Origin of the sequence: Nocardia blacklockiae (assembly GCF_015477355.1) — a bacterium.
In the GTDB taxonomy this organism is placed as follows: Bacteria; Actinomycetota; Actinomycetes; order Mycobacteriales; family Mycobacteriaceae; genus Nocardia; species Nocardia blacklockiae.
The window spans coordinates 91,210-104,592 of the sequence record NZ_JADLRJ010000014.1; the positions used below are offsets into that span (position 1 = coordinate 91,210).

9 protein-coding genes are annotated in these 13,383 nt (G+C 73.4%); 2 read left to right on the forward strand and 7 right to left on the reverse strand.

Features of this window, described 5'->3' with window-relative positions; translation table 11 throughout:
* Positions 1-13: 13 nt before the first annotated feature.
* The 5 genes from IU476_RS30320 to IU476_RS30340 all read right to left on the reverse strand — a co-directional run bounded on the left by IU476_RS30320 (position 14) and on the right by IU476_RS30340 (position 5,369).
* Positions 14-1,840, reverse strand: a complete 1,827-nt coding sequence (locus IU476_RS30320) for an amino acid adenylation domain-containing protein (protein WP_195105722.1) — start codon at positions 1,838-1,840, stop codon at positions 14-16.
* Positions 1,840-2,874, reverse strand: a complete 1,035-nt coding sequence (locus IU476_RS30325) for an HAD-IIIC family phosphatase (protein WP_195105723.1) — start codon at positions 2,872-2,874, stop codon at positions 1,840-1,842. The genes IU476_RS30320 and IU476_RS30325 overlap by 1 nt, the downstream gene beginning before the upstream one ends.
* Positions 2,862-3,869 carry a beta-ketoacyl-[acyl-carrier-protein] synthase family protein gene (locus IU476_RS30330; RefSeq protein WP_195105724.1) on the reverse strand — a complete coding sequence of 336 codons (1,008 nt, stop codon included), beginning with the start codon at positions 3,867-3,869 and terminating at the stop codon, positions 2,862-2,864. The genes IU476_RS30325 and IU476_RS30330 overlap by 13 nt, the downstream gene beginning before the upstream one ends.
* Entirely contained in the window at positions 3,866-4,978 is a 1,113-nt protein-coding gene (locus tag IU476_RS30335) for an acyl-CoA dehydrogenase family protein (protein ID WP_324194440.1), read from the reverse strand. Before IU476_RS30335 ends, IU476_RS30330 begins: the two co-directional genes overlap by 4 nt.
* 97 nt (positions 4,979-5,075) lie before the next feature.
* Entirely contained in the window at positions 5,076-5,369 is a 294-nt protein-coding gene (locus IU476_RS30340) for a phosphopantetheine-binding protein (RefSeq protein ID WP_195105725.1), read from the reverse strand.
* A 390-nt stretch (positions 5,370-5,759) separates the two neighbouring features.
* Here IU476_RS30340 and IU476_RS30345 point away from each other — a divergent pair, with 390 nt between their 5' ends.
* Together IU476_RS30345 and IU476_RS30350 are read left to right on the forward strand one after the other, a co-directional pair.
* On the forward strand, positions 5,760-7,955 hold the full coding sequence (locus IU476_RS30345) for a linalool dehydratase/isomerase domain-containing protein (protein WP_195105726.1): 2,196 nt from the start codon (positions 5,760-5,762) through the stop codon (positions 7,953-7,955).
* On the forward strand, positions 7,952-9,202 hold the full coding sequence (locus IU476_RS30350; protein WP_195105727.1) for a cytochrome P450: 1,251 nt from the start codon (positions 7,952-7,954) through the stop codon (positions 9,200-9,202). Before IU476_RS30345 ends, IU476_RS30350 begins: the two co-directional genes overlap by 4 nt.
* A gap of 15 nt (positions 9,203-9,217) precedes the next feature.
* Here the strand turns inward: IU476_RS30350 and IU476_RS30355 are convergent, their stop codons facing one another.
* Together IU476_RS30355 and IU476_RS30360 are read right to left on the reverse strand one after the other, a co-directional pair.
* On the reverse strand, positions 9,218-11,767 hold the full coding sequence (locus tag IU476_RS30355) for an ATP-binding protein (protein WP_195105728.1): 2,550 nt from the start codon (positions 11,765-11,767) through the stop codon (positions 9,218-9,220).
* A gap of 331 nt (positions 11,768-12,098) precedes the next feature.
* Complete coding sequence (locus IU476_RS30360) at positions 12,099-13,277, reverse strand: serine hydrolase domain-containing protein (protein WP_324194441.1); 1,179 nt, start codon at positions 13,275-13,277, stop codon at positions 12,099-12,101.
* Positions 13,278-13,383: the final 106 nt, after the last annotated feature.

Here is a 13,383-nt window from a genome sequence, read left to right on the forward strand (position 1 = left end):
AGATGTCTCCTGACTACAGTTCGAATGCGATCGGCCGGCTGGCGGCGACCGGTTCCGATCGCGGTGCGCCCTCGACCAATTCGGCCTGGGCGCGCACCGTCGCGGCGTCGAACAGCTGTCCGACCCGCACCGCGCCGGGCCAACGCCGCTCCAGCCGGATGTGCAGTTCGACCACGCGCTGCGAATTGCCGCCGACCACCAGGAAGGGGTCGTCGAGATCGAAGTCGTCGTGGTCGAGTACCTCGGCCCACAGTGCCGCGACGGCCTGCTGCGGCGCACTCCAGTGCTGCCGGCGCGCGGCGTTCTCCCGCTGCGCCGCGTCCGCCAGCAACGCGCGCAGCGCGGCCAGGTCGGTCTTGCCGCTGGCGGCCAGCGGCAGCGACCCGACCTGCACCATCCGCTCGGGCACCGCGTAGGCGGGCAGGTGCGCGCCGCAGTGCGCGACCAGCTCCGCGGTGGTGGGCAGCAGCACCGTCGACTCGCCCGCCGTCCAGCAGGCGGCCAGCCGCTGGTCGCCGTGGCGGTCGGGCACCGCGAACACCGCGGCGTCCCGCACGCCGGGATGGCGGCGCAGCACCTCGGCGACGGCCTCGCACTCGACCCGCACGCCGCGTACCTTCACCTGGCCGTCGGTGCGGCCCTGGAAGATCAAGTCGCCGTGCGGGTCTCGCATCGCCGAGTCGCCGGTGAGGTACATGCGCGACCCCGGCGTGGCGGCGAACGGGTCGGCGACGAAACGGGCCGCGGTGTCGCCTGGCCGGGCGGCGTAACCGTCGGCGACCTGCGGGCCGCCCAGCGCCAGTGCCGCCGACACCTCGGGCGCGGCCCCCGCCAGCCGCTCGGTGAGCAGATAGGCCGTCGAGTCGCCGAGCGGCCGCCCGATCGGCACCACTCGCTCCTCCGCCGAAACCTGGTGCGCCAGCACGGTTCCCGTGGCCTCGGTGGGCCCGTACTCGTTGATCAGCGTGGTGCCCGGCAGGACGGCGCGGTGCCGCCGCGCGAGATCCGGCGACAGCACCTCCCCGGCGAGCACGACCGTACCCAGATGTTCGTCCGCACCGGCGAGGTACGGCAGCAGCAGCCGATAGAACGAGGGCGTCGCGCACAGGTGCGTGCAGCGGCGCTCGCGCGCGAGTTCCGCCACCGCCTGCGGGTCCGGCAGGCCGCGATGGTCGGGCAGCACCACGGTCCCGCCCAGGCACAGCGTCCACACCGATTGGATCAGGGCCCCGTCCCAGGTGAGACGCAGCGGGGCCAGGGCCACCGGACCCCCGTCGGGCACCGGATAGTCCCGGGACGCCGCGAGATTCGCGAGATTGGACCGGCTCACCACGACCGCCTTCGGCGCGCCCGTCGAGCCGGACGTGGTGATCACATAGGCCGGTGCGTTCTCCGGCACGGGCCCCGGCACCGGAGCGACCGCGCCGCCCGACCCGACGTCCACCACGCCGACGCCGCGGGGAGCCGCGGCCGTCGTCTCTGCCGCGATGCCGGGCAGCTCGCCGCCATCGAATACGACAGCGGCACAGTCGATGTCACGCAAAAGCACCCGCAACCACTCCGCCGGGTACCCCGGTTCGACGACGCACCAGGCGCCGCCCGCACGCAATGCCGCCAGCATCGCGACGACCGTCTCGAGGCGCTGCCGCATCCGGATCACCGCCACGCGGCCCGGACGCAGCCCCGCCGCTACCAACCGACCCGCGAGTTCCGCTGTCGCCGAATCCAATTCGCCGTACGTGAGCGCCCGGTCGCCCACCACGACCGCCGTCCGGTCGGGCACCTCGGCGCAGCGCGCCAGCAGGTCGGGCAGCACACCGTCGCGGGCCGGGCCGTTCATCAGCACACCCCGTCCGCGACACGCAGGTCGACGTGCGGGTTGCCCGGCACCGCGCCCGCGCCCCGGTGGGCCAGCAGCAGGCGGTCCGGCAGTGTCCGTGCGACCTCGAATCCGGCGAACCGCAACGTCACCAGCATCACCCGATTCACCTCGGTGGGAACGAATTCGACCATCGGCCGCCGCCCCGCGGCGCGCGCCCGGTCCACCACGTGACCGATCAGCACCGTGCCGACGCCGCGCGAGAGCACCCGGCACGACATGAGCAGCAGCCGCAGCACCGCGTCGCCGCCGCGCAGTTCGGTGACGGCCAGCCCGATGGTGCCGTAGCCGCCGAACCGGTCGCGCAGGTCCGCGACCAGCACTTCGTGCCGGTCCGAGGAGGTCAGTGCCCGCAATTCCGCGATGTCGAAGGTCACGCCGGTGGTGTTGAGCTGGTGGGTGCGCACGGTCAGCTCGTGGGCGCGCGCGAGGTCGTCGACCCCGGCGCGCCGCACCGTCATGACCAGACCCAGCGAGGCCAGGAATTCCGCACTGGTGCCGGCGAATTCGCGTTCGTCGGCGCGGCGCAGCCGGTCCTCGCGGTAGCGCCGACGGCGGTGCCGCGCCTCCTCGGTCACCACGGCCGGGGTCAACTCCGGCAGGTCGGGCAGGACGCCGACCCGATCGGCCGGGTAGCACCGCACCTGCGGCAGGGCGGCGGCCACCTCCGCCCGCTCCACCGGGTCGTCGTCCACGAACGCCACCGCGTCCAAGGCGAGCCCGAGTTCGTCGGCGATGCGCCGCACGGCGGCGGACTTCGGCCCCCAGCCCACTTCGACGGCGCTGAACAGCTCGTCCACCCCGTGGGCGCGCAGGTGCGCCACCGCCCGGTCGGTGTCGCCGCGACTGGCCACGGCGTGCAGGATGCCGCGCCCGTCCAGGAGCTCCAGGGTGCGCAGCGCCGCCGGACTCGGCGCGGCGCCGCTGCGCTCGCCGATCGCGCCGGGCCACAGTGTGTCGTCCAGGTCCCACACCAGGCACTTCACCAGCTCCATCGGACCTCCTGCGGTTCGGGCAGCCGGCGCAGCAGCGCGATGCTCCACGCCGCGACCGGGCCGGAGTTCAGCACCATCGTGTAGTCGCCCGGCGTCCGGGCGGCCGCGGCGTCCTCGGCGTTCACCAGCACGTCGACCGGTCCGAGATGGCCGTAGCGCGCGAGGTTGCGGCGGCACGCCGGATCGATCGGCACGCCGAGGGCCTGCTGCCAGAATTCGACGGCCCCGGCGCCCAGGTTCTGCATCAGATAGGCCGCGATATCGCTGTGCCCCAAGTTGTTCCGGTCCAGAATCTCGTTCCGGAGGTCGGTGAACCGGGTCCGGCTCTCGACCGCGAGCCGGAACGAGTAGGCCGTCTCGTCGGCACACTCCTCGACCCACTCGGCGGTGGGCACGTCGCGGTAGTCGATCCGGAACAGGTCCGCGTACTGCCCGTTGCTGCGGACGATGTGGTCGACCAGTTCGTAGCGGCCCGCGCCGTCGGTGGTCAGCAGCACGGCCGCCGCGCCGTCGCCGAGGATGGTCATCGGCGGGCGGTAGCGGGCCGGGGTCGGGGCCGTCGCGGCCGTCACCACCAGCACGGTGCGGTAGCGGCCGCCGCCCCGCAGCAGTGCCGCGCCCAGCTCCAAAGCCGCGGAGACGGAGACGCAGCCGAGATCGCCGATGCCCGTGGTGAACGCGCGCGCCGCGCCCAGCCGGTGCTGCAGCGCCGTCGCCTCCGACGCCAGCAGGTAGTCCGGCGCGCGGCCCTGCACCAGCAGCAGCGCGTCGAGGTCGGCGGCGGCGAGACCGGCTGCGCGCAAGGCGGTTTCGGCGGCTGTGTGCGCGAGGTCGGCGGCCGCGGTGTCGCCCGCGACGGGGACACTGTCGATGCCGAGGCTCAGTGCGTGCGTCCGCTGCCCTTCGGTGAGCGTCGCCAGTTCCGGCAGCCGCGCCACCGCGCGCGTGGCGGCGGGAACGCACCGCGCGACCGGGCCGAGTCGTACGGAGGTCATTGCGCGGCACCGGCTTTCGCCGTCGTGAGCACGTGGTCACCGAGGTGCAGCTCGGCCACCGCGGCCGGGCCCTCGATGATCTCCATGACCTTGGCGTCGCGATAGAACCGGCCCGCCCGGCTGTCGGGCCCGCACCCGGCCGCGCCGAGCAATTGCACCGCCTCCCGCGCGACCCGGGCGGCCGCCGCCGCGGCGGCGTACTTCGCCGCGACGGTCGCGCGCACCGCGCCCGCGTCGCCACCGGCGCGCAGGTCGGCGGCGCGGCGGCACAGGGCTTCCGCGCCTTCGACCGCGACCCAGCACCGGCCGAGCGCGGCCCGCACCAGCTGGTGATCGGCGAGCGCCGACCCGTCGGGCCGCCGCCGCGCCGCTCGCTGCGCGGCCTCCGCGAGGCAGGCCCGCGCCATCCCGACGCAGCCCCAGGCCACCGTGAAGCGGCCGTGGTCCAGGGCGGTCCCCACCACATGCGACAAACCGAAACCCGGTGGGGCGAGCACGTTCTCGGCCGGGACCGCGACGGCGTCGAGGTCGATGTGCGCCAGTCGCGCACCGCGCAACCCCAGCGGATCCGCGACGGGTTCCACCCGCACACCGGGCCGATCCGTCGGAACCAGCACCGCGACCGGGCCTTTCTCGGCGCGGGCCAGCACCAGCAGCACATCCGCCAGCTCGCCGAAACTCACCCAGAGCTTGCGGCCGGTCACCACCACCCCGTCGCCGTCGGGCCGCAGCGATGTGCGCACGGCCGCCAGCTCGGTGCCCGCGCCGTCCTCGGTGACCGCCAGCCCGGGAAGCGTTGCGCCGCTGACGAACCGGGGCAGCCAGTACTCCCGCTGGCGCGCGGTCCCCCACCGGTCCACTGCCGCCGCCACCATCCCCGCCACGGTCAGCAAAGACCGCGTCGAGCTGCACACCGCGCCGAGAGTCGCTGCCAGCTCACCCAATTCGTGCGCGCCGATCCCCGGCCCCGCGGCCCGGTCCGCCCCCAGCACTCCGCATTTCGCGGCCAGTTCGACCATCTCGCGCGGCAACCCGTCCCGGTCCCACGCGGCGGCCTCCGCCTCGGCGCGCGTCACGATCTCCCCGACGTCGATTGCCGTCACGCTCACCGGGCCGCCTCCCGCACCCGTCACGCTCCCACCGGACATCGCCGTACTCACCGGGCCGCCTCCGCACCTGCCACGCTCCCAGCGGACATCACCACACTCACCGCGCCGCCTCGTCCCCGGTCGCGCCGCCGGTCTTCGCGCGCAGGAATCGCGCGAGGCGGGCGGCCGAGCGGAAGTTGTCGAGATCCAGGTCCTCGACGGTGATTTCGACGGCGTAGATCTGCTCGACGTGGGTGACGATCTCGAGCGCGCGCAGCGAATTCACCAGTCCGAGCTGGAAGATGTCGTCGTCGGCGGCCACGTCGTGCGCGGCCATCTCGCTGTAGAAGCGGCGGCACCGCTCCACCGAGATGTCATGGATATCCCCCGCATTCGGCGCAGCGCCGCTCATCACGAACTCCTTCTATCGCGACATCCGCGCCCGACACACGGTCTCCGTCACACCCGTTGGCAGACACGTAACCGGACGGCACCACTCCCGCACGAGCCGCATCAATTAGGGGCTTGGCGCTCGCTCGGGGCCCGCGCTACCGATGCGCACAGCAATACCTAGGTAATCACTCTGGCTCTGTTGGTGGCGTCGGGAAGAGGGCGGTGCGGCAGTGGTCTGTTGTCTGGTACTGGGCGGGTTGATGTTGCTCGGCCCGAGAGCTCAGCGACTGTGGCGGGCCGCGCGCGGTCCCGCTGGTCCCCGGCGGCCGGTGCGGGCGGCCGCGGAGGTCGCCACCGCACGTCACCTCGTCTTGTCGACCGCGGCGGTCCCGGCGGCGCGGGGGCTGCGATGACCGCGGCGGCCGACGCGGGCGTGCCGGTGACCGCGGCGGCCGACCGTCCCGCGCCGGTTCCGTTACGCGGCCCGGCGACCGCTCGATGGTTCACGCGCACAACGATTGTCGCCGTGTCGCTGTGGGTTGTCGCCGCGGTCGCCCCGGCGCTGCTGGGCCTGGCGAATCCGTGGCGTGCGTTCGGCGCCGGGCTGATCGTCCCCGGCGCGGGGTTGATCGTCGCGATACCGCCGCTGCATCACGGGTTCGGTCCCGCCATGATCGTCGGGCACACGGTACTCGTCGTCGTGGAGGCCGGCCTGCTCGCGTGGGCGCTGCGCCGCTACCGCGTCGCGGTAGGCCTCGCGATCGTCGCGGTGGCCGCGCTGCTGGCCGCGGGAATCGTCTACGCACCGGCCGCCGTGGTCGTCGCCGGTCATGTGGTCGCGTTCGCCGGTGTGCTCGGCGCCGCGGGCTGGGCGTACATGTTCCGGTGCATCGCGCGCTCGGATTACGTGACGCTGCCCGTGATCGTGCTCGCGGCCGCGGCGGCCGGTGCGGCGCTGGCCTCCTCGCACGGCGGCATGCCCGGTCCGCTGGCCTGGTTCTCCTGGGCCGCACTGGGTGTCGCGGTCGGGGCGACGGCCGCGGGGCTCGTCCGGGAGCGGGTCCGCCACCGCGCCGCGCGCCGGGTCGGCGCCGAGCGCGCGGAGTATCTCGACCGGCAGCGCGGCGCGGCGCGCACCAACCGGGTTCCGTTGCGCCCCAGCGCCGATACCCCGCCGGTGACCGAGGCCGATACCGACCAGCTCGCTCTGGCCCGTCACCTGATCGGTATCGCCCTGCAACCCGCCGACGAGTGGGACGCCTTCGACGCCGAGGGCCCAGGTCCCTTGCAGCAGTACCGATATCAGCTCAACGCGCTCGGCTGGGCGCTGTCGATGTACTCCTACTCCCACACCCCCGCGCTGCGCGGACCGCTGCACGCCGCCCAGCGCGCCCTGTTCGATCGGATGCAGGATCCGCGCGTCTGGGGCTACTGGCACTGGGAGAACCTGTTGGGCAACTGGGACTTCCGGCACCGCCGCAGCGACCCGATCGACGTGCGCCAGAACATCATGTTCACCGGCTACCTGAATCTCCAGCTGGGCCTGTTCGAGCAGGCCACCGGCGACCGCCGCTACCGGGCGCCGGGCGCGCTGGAGTTCCGGTGGTCCCCGGATCGCGCCTACCGGTACGGGCACGAGGAGATCAACGCGATCGTCGTGCGCAACTTCGACGGCGAGCTGTGCCTGTGGCCGTGCGAGCCGCTGCCGATCGGCCGCGGCCGCACCCGGGGCCTGGTGTTCCCGTACTGCAACGCGGTCAGCGCGGCCGGACTCGCCGTCATGGACGCCCTGCGCGGCACCGGCCACGCGGCCGAACTCGCGCCCCGCCTGCGGCACGCCCTCGACACCGAATTCACCGCCGCGGACGGCGATCTCGTGACCTTCCTCGTCTCCGGCTTGGGCCTGACCGCCCGCGGCTTCCGAGGACCCACCACGACCGCGGGCATCTCGGCGTTCCTCGCCCCGCTGCTCCCCGAATTGGGCTGGCGCGCTTGGGAAATCCTGCGCCGCGACTGGCTCGAGACCGGCGTCTACCTGCACCCCGGATCCGCGGGCACCGAGTCCCCGACCGCCGAGGACTGGGGTTCGCGCGCCGCCACCAACGCCGAGCCGCTGGCCGCCGCCATGCTGCTGGCCCAGGAGCGCGGCGAACACGAGTGGCACGCCACGCTGTGGCGAACGGCACGCGACCAGCTCGGCTTCGCCGAGAACGGAAACGGCTCGGGCGCAAGGCGATTCGAGTCCGCGTCGGTCCACGCGAACGGCATGCTCGGCCTCGGCGGCCTCGGGCGGCCCTTCGCGCTGACCGACATGATGTCGCGACCGCGCCCCCCGGCCTGGGACAGCGGGCCGCGCCTCGCGGAGGTGCCGCACCCGGATGTGCTGGTGGCCAAGGCCGTCACCGACGGCGCCGCCCTGGACCTCGTGCTGCGGCCGGGAGTGCGCCCGGGCCGCTTCGCCCTCGTGCTCGAACAGCTGCGGCCGGGAGCCACCTACGCCGCACACGGCGCCTGCGAACCGCGGCTGCGCGCCGACGACCGTGGAGTCGCCCACATCGTCGTGGACCTCCGAGACCGGACCGCGATACAAGTGAGGCCCGAATGACCAGTTCCCCCTTCGACTCCGACGTCCCCCGCGTCGCGCTCTACTCCCCCGCGTTCGCCGCGGACCCGCACGGCCACTACCGCGCGATGCGCGCCGAATACGGCTCGCTGGTGCCGGTGGACCTGGCCCCGGGCGTGCCCGCCACACTGGTGATCGGCTACCGGACGGCGGTGCGAATCCTGCACGACCCCAACCACTTTCCCGCCGACCCGCGCGCCTGGGAAAAGCACGTCCCCGCGGACTGCCCGGTCAAGCCGATGCTGGAGTGGCGGCCCAACGCCATCCGCACCACCGGCGCCGAACATCAGCGCTACCGCGAGGCCAACGTGGCGGCCATCGCGGCGGTCGATCTGCACCAGCTGCACAGCATCGTCGAGGACATCGCCGTCCCGCTGATCAACGGCTTCTGCGAACGCGGCTCCGCCGACCTGCTCGCGGAATACGCTACGCCGCTTGCCTTCCAGGTCATCAACACCATGCTGGGATGCCCGCCGGAGATCGGGCAGCGGGTCGCGGCGGGCATCATGGCGATGTTCGAGGGCAACGACGCCGCCGACGGCAACGCGATGCTGATCGCGGCGCTGACCGAGTTGGTGACCCACAAGCACGAGCAGCCCGGCGACGACATCACCACCCGGCTCATCGGGCACGCCGCCGGACTGAGCGACCGCGAGGTCGTCGAGCAGCTGGTTCCGCTGTACGGGGCCGGGGTCGAGCCGACGCTCAACCTCATCACCAACACCCTGTTGTCGACGCTGGTCGACGAGGGCTTCGCCGGAGACATCCACGGCGGCAGCCTGTCCACGCGCGACGCGCTCGACGAATCGCTCTACAGCGACCCGCCGATCGCCAACTTCTGCATGACCTACCCGCGCCAGCCGATCCTCATCGACGACGTCTGGCTGCCCGCCCACCAGCCGGTGGTCATCAGCATCGCCGCGTGCAACAACGACCCGACCATCGGCACCGCCTACCACCCCGGCAATCGCGCGCACCTGGCGTGGGGCGCCGGGCCGCACGCCTGCCCTGCCCGCCAGGCCGCCTACCTGATCGCCCAGGACGGGGTGGACCAGCTGCTCGACGCCCTGCCCGACATCCGGCTCGCGGGCCCCGCCGGGGCGCTGCAATGGCGGCCGGGGCCGTTCCACCGCGCGCTGGCGGCCCTGCCGGTCGTGTTCCCGCCGTCGCGGCCGTTCGACCTTCCGCCACAAGCGAATCGGGCCGTGGCGCCGGTCGCCGCGAACTGACCCGCGGCGGGGGAATCAGTGCGTGTCGGGCCGCGGCGAGACCGCCTCGGCCTGCTCCCTCGGGACGAACCGGGCGATGTCGGCACGCGAGGAGATGTGCAGCTTCTGCAGGATCGCGGCCACCTGCGCGTCCACGGTCCGCCGCGACTTGCCGCGCCGCGCGGCGATCTGCGCGTTGGTCCAGCCCGCGGCGGCCAGCGTGGCGACATGCCGTTCGGCCGTGGTCAATTCGTCCCACCCGGGCCGGCCGTCGTCGCGGACGGCGGGCGGTTCGATCCGCTTCGTGGTCGGCAGCGTCCCCATGGCGAGTTGCTGAACTTCGTTGCGCGACGGGCGCAATGCCGCGCCCTGCGCCTCCACCGCCGCGTACCGCTGCGCGCCGAGCACCTTCTCGGCCGTGCGGGTCGCCTCCGCCGCGAGATCCGCGAACGGACCCAGCTGCCGGATGTCGACGCCGAGCCCGGCCCGCAAGCGCCGGGTGCCGCCGGCCAGCAGCGCGATCTCGGTCGCGGCGGCGGTCACCGCCGAGCGGTCGCCCCGGCCGCCCGCCGCGTCGGTGATGATCCGCGCCAGCGACCAGGTGCGGAATTCGACCGCCCACAGCGCACCCCACTGCTCGCGGGTGGGCACCAGGTAGGCCAGCACCGAACGCTGGATCTCCAGGGCCTCCGCGGGCCGGCCGAGCCGGGTCAGCGCGATCGACCAGGTCAGTTCCGCCCAGGCCCGGGTCCACGACACGCCCGCGGCCGTGGTGCGATCCAGGTAGGCACGGGCCAGGTCGCGCGCCTGCTCGGCGGGCCCGAGCAGTCCGGCGGCCAGCGCCGCGAACTGCTCGCTCGGCACCGAGCCCGAGACGTTGCCGTCGCGATCGAACTTCTCCTGCGCGCGTTGCAGCACCGCGACGGCCGCCGGATCCTTGCGGGCCACCATGAGTTCGACGCCGAAAGCGAAGTCGACCACGGCGGGCAGGCCGAGGTCGCGTTCGGGCGCGGCCCGCCAGTCGGGGTCGACGCCGGGCAGCGCCGCCTCGACGCATTCCGCGAGCAGCCGCTCGGCATCGTCGATCGCGCCCTGGCACAACATGATCCAGACCAGCAGCGCCATCGCCGTCACCCGCAGTTCCGCGGGCAGAGGGGACAGCACGCGGGTGGCGTCGAGGGCGCGCTCGGTCCACAGCCGCATCTCGCGGAACGAGCCCTTGACGAACGGCAGGCGCAGAACCAGCAGTCCCACACAGATTTCCAGGCCGCGAATCGCGCGGTCGCCGCCCGGGACCAGGCTGCGCTCGATCGCGGTGACGATGTTGTTCCACGCGCCCATGGCCCAGTCGATGAGGTCTTCCTCCGCCGGGCCGAAGTAGTTCGCCGCCGCGTACTGGATCCGGTCGCGGTAGTAGCGGCAGTGGCGCTCGGCCAGTTCGGCCTCCTCGTCGACGCCCGGCGCGGAACGCTCGGCCAGTCGCTGCTGGGCGTAGACGCGCAGGGTCTCGGTCAGCGAGTAGCGCACCGCGGTCTTGGTCAGGTGCCGCGACACCAGCGACTGGTCCGCCAGTCGCTCCAGCAGGTGCTCGATCTCCGTTTCGGCCAGAGTCGTTGCGCCGGAAGGACTGTCGCCGGAGTCGGCGCAGATCGCGCGGATCGCCGCCAGATCGGCGCCGACGGGCAGCGAGCCCGCGTCGCCGCCGGTGTCGTAGCCGCCGGCGAATACCGACATCCGGTCGAAGAGCAGCTTTTCCTTGTCCCCGCACAGGTCGTAGGACCACCCGATGACGTCGGTGATGCTGCGATGGCGGTCGTCCCCGCCCAGCGTCGGCCCCGGCGACCAGCCCAGCCGGCGGTCGCTGGACAGGTCGCCGCCGAGTTGCCGCGCGATCATCGCCAGCGGCTGGCGGACCAGCCGCCCGGCCGCCAAGCGGATGAACAGCGGGTGATAGTCCATGTGCCGGCAGATCCGGGCGGCCATCGCGGTCTCGTCCGCGCCGGAGATCGGATGACCGGCCAGTTCGGCGCGGTAGCGGAACAGCTCCAGCGCCTGGCGCGGCGACAGCGGCGGCACCGAGAACCGATACTCGTCGACCCAGCCGATGGCCTCGCGACTGGTCGCCACCACGCACAATCCGGGCACGGCGTCGAGCAGCCGGGCCAGCATGGCGCCGACCGCGGGCAGCACGTGCTCGCAGTTGTCGGCGATCAGCACGGTCTGCACCGGCTTGCCCCGGGCGTCGGTGCGGTGCAGCGCGCTGACCAGCGCCTCCCACCCCGACCGTCCGGAATAGTCGGTCGCCACCACGGACCGGGTGGTCTCCTCGGTGACGACCTCGACACTGCTGTCGGCGGCCAGCCGCGCGAGCCGGACCCAGTGCACGGGCGTCTGCCGCGCACCCTGTAACTGCTGGGCGACCTTCGACGCCAGCCGCGTCTTGCCGATCCCGCCGGGACCGATCACCGTCACCAGTCGCGCATGGCGCAGCAGCAGCGTGACGATCGCGTCCAACTCATGCTCGCGGCCGACGAAATCGTCCGAAATCGCCGCCGCGCTGTGCTCGTCCCGAGACCCCGTGGACATGCGAAGCACAATATCGGCCCGCCGCGTCGGTGGTGCGCGAACCGGCAGCGAGTCGCCGAGGTCACGGCACCGAACCCGGCACAGCGCCCGCCCGCGACGCCGATCCGAACCGGCCGGAAACAGCGAATCGCCGCCGGACCAGAAGTCCGGCGGCGATCGCGCTGGGAAGCCGACGTCCAACAAGCGCCTCTCGGCGAGTGGTCGCTCGTAGCGACTGATGGGGTGCGGCCCGGGGCTGTCCGGACGCCGACAGCTTCTTCAACGGCGGCACCGGGCGGACCATTCCGCTCGCCGGTGTGACGCGCCCCACCCGTCCCCGGCACGCCTCGGATCAGCCGAGCGCCCGGTGGGCGGCGGCCCGGAAATCAGTGTGTACCTGCGGAATCTGCGGTGTGTCGAAAAGGCGCTGGGTCAGCACGAGGACGGTGAGGTCGCGACCGGGGTCCGCGAGCCACGAGGTGCCGAAGCCGCCGTCCCAGCCGTAGGAGCCGTCGGCGGCGACCGACACGCCGTATCCCCAGGAGTTGTCGACGAAGAAGCCCGGGGCCAGCCCGCCGTGCGACCGCTGTTCCGGCGTCAATTGCCCCGTGGTCATGGCGCGGACCGACGCGGCCGACAGCACGGGCGCGCCGCCGCGCAACAGCATGCGGGAGAAGGCGAGCAGGTCGTCGGCCGTCGACACCAGTCCCGCCGCGCCGTCGGCGAAGGCCGGGGGCCGCGACCACGCCCCGTCCGGCGGGTCCGCCACCTCGAGTCCCTGCGGCGTGGCCCGGTAGGCCGTGGCCAGACGGCTGCTGTCCGGGGCGTGGAAACCCGTGTCGCGCATGCCGAGCGGCTCGAACACCCGCTCCCGCAGCACCTCGGCCAGGGGCTTCCCGGCCGCCCGGGCCAGCAGCACGCCCAGGATCGAGGAGCCGGTGCTGTAGAGCCATCGCTCCCCCGGCTGCGCCAGCAGCGGCAGGCGGCCGAGCGCCGCGATCCAGGTGTCGGGGTCGGGCTGCACCGCAGGGTCGGGCGGGCCGAGGGTCGCCAGGTGCGCCCGGTCGGCGGCGGTGACGATCGGCCACGGCGACGCGGCGGTCATCATCTCCCCGGCCGCGCCGAAACCGCAGGTGAAGGTGAGCAGGTCGCGGATGGTCGGCGGCCGGTGCGCGGGCACGGTGTCGTCGAGCGGCCCGTCCATCCTGCGCAGCACCCGCCGGTCGCGCAGTTCCGGCAGCAGGCGGTCGACCGGTTCGGCCAGGTCGAACAGTCCGTCCTCGGCGGCGGCGAGGGTCGCCACGGCGGTGATCGGCTTGGTCGTCGAGGTGATCCGGAACAGCGAATCACGCTGCACCGCAGGCCCGTTCAGCGTCAGGACGCCCGCCGTCTCGACGTGCACCTCGTCACCGCAGGCGATCAGCGCGACCAGGCCCGGCACCAGCGTGGGTCCCGTGTGCCGCAGCGCGATGTCGTGGCAGGCGCGCAGTCCGTCGGGATGCAGCCGCGGCGTACCGCTGGGCGCGCTCACCGCACACCCCGCCAGTGCCGCGAGCCCGCCGAGTCCGATGCTCCGCAGCGCCCGCCGCCGGGACAACCTGGTTGTCGCCCTTGATATCTCCCGCACCGCGCGACTC